Genomic DNA, 5,434 nt, shown 5'->3' with positions numbered 1-5,434 from the left:
CCCCTTGGCTGCGCCAAAGGGAGGGGGCTGGGCTGCAGCCTGCTTGTCTCCCTCCCTTTGGCGCAGCCAAGGGGAGGGTTGGGGAGGGGTGCCTTGCGCTCTAAAGCTCCAAAGCCTTCAACCGGCTACCACGCCAGCAGCTCACCCTTCCCCACCCACCGGCCCCCAGTCCGCGCTATACACCTGCCACTCTCCATCCTGCTCGCGCCAGCCAGTAACCACTTCCTGCATCTGCCCACGCTCGGGCAGCAGCCCCCGGTTGCCACCCGTCAGCAGCACGGTGAAGCGCACCGTTGCGGTACCGCCCTCGCCCATCTCCACCCGCAGCGGCCCGGTCTGCACGCCGACCTTGGCATTGAGCAGCAGCTGCCCCCGCAGCAGCCGCTCCATGCCGGCGCGATCCAGCCCCTGATTGCCGACGAAGTCCGCCGCAACCCCGTCCATGAAGCCGCCAGGCTTGCCCGTCTCCACGCTTTCCTGCATTGCAGCAAAAGTCTCGCGCAACCGTTGCTCCGGCGGCTCCCGCCCGCACGCTGCCAGCAAAAGCATGATCACCGCACAAAGCATGCAGTTGAAGACTGATCGCATCATCTATCCCTTCGCCTTTTCAATTCGGAACGGTATGCTGGCAACAATAACGCCGGTGCCCGATGATCGGGCCTGACCACTAGATCATTCCATTTCCTGGAGGGGAAGATGACGCAAGAACGTCCTTGGCTGCAGAGCTATCCGGCTGGTGTACCGGCTGAAATCGACGTCAACGAATTCCACTCCGTCGCCGATGTCTTCAATGCCTCGGTTGCCAAGTTCCGCGATCGCCCGGCCTACTCCAACTTCGGCAAGGTCCTGACCTATGGCGAAGCGGACGTCCTAGTCACCCAGTTCGCCGCCTACCTGCTGGGCGAACTGCAGCTGAAGAAGGGCGACCGCGTTGCGGTCATGATGCCCAACTGCCTGCAGTACCCGATCGCAATCTTCGGCATTCTGCGCGCCGGCCTGACCGTGGTGAACGTCAACCCGCTGTATACCGCACGCGAACTCAAGCACCAGTTGGTCGACGCCGGCGTCTCCGTGCTGCTGGTGGTCGACAACTTCGGCGAGACCGTGCAACAGGTCATCGCCGATACGCCGGTCAAGCAGGTCATTACCACCGGCCTGGGCGACATGCTCGGCTTCCCCAAGGGCGCCATCGTCAACTTCGTACTGAAGTACGTGAAGAAGATGGTGCCGGATTACGACCTGCCCAAGGCGATCCGCTTCAAGGACGCGCTGAAGCTGGGCAAGCGCCACAGCATGCCGGTGGTCGAGGTGGACCATGAGGATATCGCCTTCCTGCAGTACACCGGTGGCACCACCGGCGTGGCCAAGGGCGCGATGCTGACCCACCGCAACCTGATCGCCAACATGCAGCAGGCCTCGGCCTGGATCAGCGCCTCGGGCGTCAAGCCGGGCGAGGAAGTCATCATCACCGCGCTGCCGCTGTACCACATCTTCGCGTTGACGGCGAACGGCCTGGTCTTCATGAAGCTCGGCGGCCTGAACTACCTGATCACCAACCCGCGTGACATGAAGGGCTTCGTCAAGGAGCTGAAGAACAACCGTTTCACCGCCATCACCGGCGTCAATACCTTGTTCAACGGCCTGCTCAATACCGAAGGCTTCGACGAAGTCGACTTCTCCAACCTCAAGGTTGCGCTCGGCGGCGGCATGGCCGTGCAGCGCGCCGTGGCTGACAAGTGGAAGAAGGTCACCGGCGTCACCCTGGTGGAAGCCTATGGCCTGACCGAGACCTCGCCGGCAGCCTGTATCAACCCGCTGGACCTGAAGGAATACAACGGTGCCATCGGCCTGCCGATCCCGTCCACCGATGCCTGCGTCAAGAACGACGACGGGCAGATGGTGGCATTGGGCGAAGTGGGCGAACTGTGCATCCGCGGCCCGCAGGTGATGAAGGGTTACTGGCATCGCCAGGACGAGACCGACAAGGTCATGGACGCCGATGGCTGGTTGCATACCGGCGACATGGCACGCATGGACGAGAACGGCTTCTTCTATATCGTCGACCGCAAGAAGGACATGATCCTGGTGTCCGGCTTCAACGTCTACCCGAATGAAATCGAGGACGTGCTGGCGATGATGCCGGGCATCCTGGAAGTGGCGGCCGTGGGCGCGCCCAACGAGAAGTCGGGCGAGGTGGTGAAGGTGGTCATCGTCAAGAAGGACCCCAACCTCACCGAGGAGCAGGTGAAGGAATTCGCCCGCGCCAACCTGACCGGCTACAAGCACCCGCGCATCGTCGAGTTCCGCAAGGAACTGCCCAAGACCAACGTCGGCAAGATCCTGCGCCGCGAGCTGCGTGACGCCAAGCCGGAAGCCTGATGCTTCCGGCGTGATCGCTGAAAGCCTCCCCGGAAACGGGGAGGCTTTTTTGTGACTGTGATCTGATCAGCGGCGAGCCCTGGTCGCCTTTTGCAGCGTGTTGCTTGTCAGCGACCGCCGACGTTCGCTGCTTTAAAGGCGCATACCTTCACGGGACTCCTCGTCACCAGTGCCTGCAGCGGCGACAGGCACGATTGCCGCAGCGCGCTCATCAGACCCGACAAGCGTCAACGACATCGCAGCGATCGTGGTAACCGTCCCGCCCGCGTCGCCGCGCGAAATCCGATGACCGGTACTGCGCGGTTGGTCAACCACCTGCTGCTGTGGCAGCTCCACCACGGTGCCACGTACCGCTACCCGATCACCGGTGCGAAGCCGCGATCCCATGCGCATGGTGAACTCGGTCTCGGCAGGCATATTGATCGAGGTGTCGTAGCCTTGATCCAGCACGAACACGCCATCGGAAGTGGCCGGGTTGCCGTCACCCTCGTCCTGCAGGAACCAACCGATCGTGGCTGCGCCACGATCACCCTCCCCCATGGTTTCCTTGAGCTCCTGGCCGATGTCGTCGCTGTCACCCATCAGATTGCGCACCACGATGCCTTCGACCAGCACCTCAGCGCCAAGCAGCGGGCTGCTCGCCCCCTGCCCTTGCACCTGCCCGATCAGCTTGCGCGCGGGATCCATTGGCTCTACATGGAACTGGCTGCCAGGCAGCGGAAAGCCGCAACTGCTCGAAGCCAATGCCATGCCAAGAATCGTGGGTTTGACTGCAGCTGTCTTCCAACGCATGACGTCATGCACCCTGCTTTGTTGTAGGAGCGGCGTCAGCCGCGAAGCTCGTAGATTGTCAGATTACAAAATACCTGATCCAGACGCTTCCCCGGCTTCGCGGCTGACGCCGCTCCCACAACCACCAGCCAGCCATCCGGCGAACTGCTACCGCTTGTGGGAGCGGTGTGAACCGCGAAGCTCGTAGATTCGCAGATTACAAAATGCCTGATCCAGACACTTCCCCGGCTTCGCGGCTGACGCCGCTCTCACAAACACCAGCCGGCCCGCTATCCAGCGAACTGCTACCGTTTGTGGGAGCGGTGTGAATCGCGAAGCTCGTAGATTCTCAGATTACAAAATACCTGATCCAGACACTTCCCCGGCTTCGCGGCTGACGCCGCTCCTACAGACACCAGCCGGCCCGCTATCCAGCGAACTGCTACCGCTTGTGGGAGCGGTGCGAACCGCGAAGCTCGTAGATGGTCAGGTTGCGGACTCCTGAGCCGCGAAGCATCCCCTGCTTCGCGGCTGACACCGCTCCTACAACAGCCCTGCTGTCAGGGCTGGGCAGTCTGCAGCCGGTAGGTGGTTTGGCTCCGGTACTCCGTGCCATTCAATGTAGTGCGCACTTCCACCGCATGCTCACCCTCGCTTAGCTTCGTCGGCAATGCCGCGCGCCACAAATGACTGGACGGCACAGCTTCCGGCGAGCGGTCGTAGCCACGCAGCTCTTTGGCAAGATCGTCGGCGATGTTCTCCACCAACAACCGGGGATCGGCCTGCTTGACCTGTTTCATCGGCTGCCAGTCGCCGCCATCGACCCGGAACTCCACCGGCAGACCTTCGTAGCCCATGAACACATTGGCGTAGATGCCCCACGCCGGATAGGCGCCCTGACGCAGCACCTTGGGGGCATGCAAGGCAATCTGCTGATCCGCCGGCGCGCGGGCAACGCGGTACTCCACGCTGTACTGGCCTTGCGGACGAATGTTGAGCAAACCATAGCCGTTCGGGGTGCCGTCGGCCATGGTGGTATCAGGAATGCCCTGCGCATCCTTCACCCCCGACCAGAACGCACCGCAGGCCGCGCCGACGTTGTACTCGTGCAGCGGCTTGGTGCCATTCCAGCCATCGCCAGCGGCCCAGAACTTCTGGCTCTGGTTATGGGTGTGGCCGCTGACGATCAAGGGGTGCGGTACCTGCTCGAGCAGCTTGAACAGGCGGGCACGATCTTCAACGCGGTAAACATGGTCAAACAAGGGAATGTGGAAGCCCAGCACCACCAGCTTGTTCTTCGGAATGGTCGGCAGGTAAGCCTCAAGGAAGGCGAACTGATCCTCGCGCAGGCCGCCGACATAGGCCGGCTTCTGCCCCGGCTGGGCAATGATGTCGTCCAGGCCGATGAACACCATCGATGCTTCTTCCCAGGCGTAGGTATCCGGGCCAAGCTGGCGGTGGAAGCTGGCCAGCGAATCGGCGTCGCTGCTGGCGCCCAGGTCCATGTCGTGGTTACCGGGCACATGCAGCCACGGCACGCCCAGCGAGGTGACCGCCTTGGTCAGCGCCGGGTAGAGACTGGGGTCGTCATTGGTGATGTCACCCAGGGTCATGCCCAGGCGTGCCTGGTGCTTGCCACGCAGCGGCTCGATGATGTCGCGCTCGAAGTAGCTGACGTCCAACGCGGTGCTGGTCTGGCTGTCGGCCACCAGCAAGGCCTGGAAGCTGCTGGGAGCATGCTTCTCGGGCTGCAGCGCAAACGCGCGGCACTGGGCATCACCCTCGCCCGCCTGCGGGCGCCAGATATCGGGCAGGCCGTCGCTGCGCTTGGCCGCGCTGTAGCCGGCCGGCTTGATGATGAAGATGTTTGGCTGGCTGGAGCCCGGCAGCTGGTAGCGGCCATCCTTGCCGGTGCTGACGATGCGCTCGCCGTCGGAGACACGGATGCCGGACAAGGGCTTTTCGCCGGCGTCCTGCCGGCCATTGCCATTGCTGTCGAGGAATACCGCGCCCTCGACGCAGGAAGCGGCAGCCGCAAACGGCGCACAGGCCAGCAACAGGGCGGTCAGCAGGGATGGGCGCATGGTGTCCTCGGCGGCGAAAGGCAGGCGGCCATTATCGCCCCGGGATGCTGCAGTGGGGTTGCGCCAGCTGGCGAGCCGAGCGTGGCAGGAATCACGCTCTTCGGCCACGGTAGCCCGGCACCTGTAGAGCCGCCCCCAGCTCCGCGGGGCGGTAACCGTATAACCAAATACCAGCAATGCAGCGCACAACAGGGAAATTT

Annotated in this window: 4 protein-coding genes; 1 reads left to right on the top strand and 3 read right to left on the bottom strand. The window is 63.0% G+C overall.

All coding sequences use genetic code 11. From position 1 onward, the window contains the following. Positions 1-141 precede the first annotated feature (141 nt). Positions 142-591 (bottom strand): nuclear transport factor 2 family protein, encoded by a 450-nt coding sequence (locus AC1VXC_RS20695; RefSeq protein WP_313171759.1) that lies wholly within the window; start codon positions 589-591, stop codon positions 142-144. Between the two features lie 105 nt (positions 592-696). Here AC1VXC_RS20695 and AC1VXC_RS20690 point away from each other — a divergent pair, with 105 nt between their 5' ends. After that, positions 697-2,379 carry a long-chain fatty acid--CoA ligase gene (locus AC1VXC_RS20690; RefSeq protein WP_313171757.1) on the top strand — a complete coding sequence of 561 codons (1,683 nt, stop codon included), beginning with the start codon at positions 697-699 and terminating at the stop codon, positions 2,377-2,379. A gap of 132 nt (positions 2,380-2,511) precedes the next feature. Here AC1VXC_RS20690 and AC1VXC_RS20685 read toward each other — a convergent pair whose 3' ends face one another. Both AC1VXC_RS20685 and AC1VXC_RS20680 read right to left on the bottom strand, forming a co-directional pair. Beyond that, on the bottom strand, positions 2,512-3,171 hold the full coding sequence (locus tag AC1VXC_RS20685; RefSeq protein WP_481539751.1) for a single stranded DNA-binding domain-containing protein: 660 nt from the start codon (positions 3,169-3,171) through the stop codon (positions 2,512-2,514). Between the two features lie 539 nt (positions 3,172-3,710). Then, positions 3,711-5,234 (bottom strand): calcineurin-like phosphoesterase C-terminal domain-containing protein, encoded by a 1,524-nt coding sequence (locus tag AC1VXC_RS20680; protein WP_481540006.1) that lies wholly within the window; start codon positions 5,232-5,234, stop codon positions 3,711-3,713. Positions 5,235-5,434: the final 200 nt, after the last annotated feature.

It is taken from the genome of Stenotrophomonas sp. STEN033 (assembly GCF_056856655.1).
Note: the sequence above shows the minus strand (reverse complement) of the source record. Positions and strands in the feature narration are given on the sequence as shown.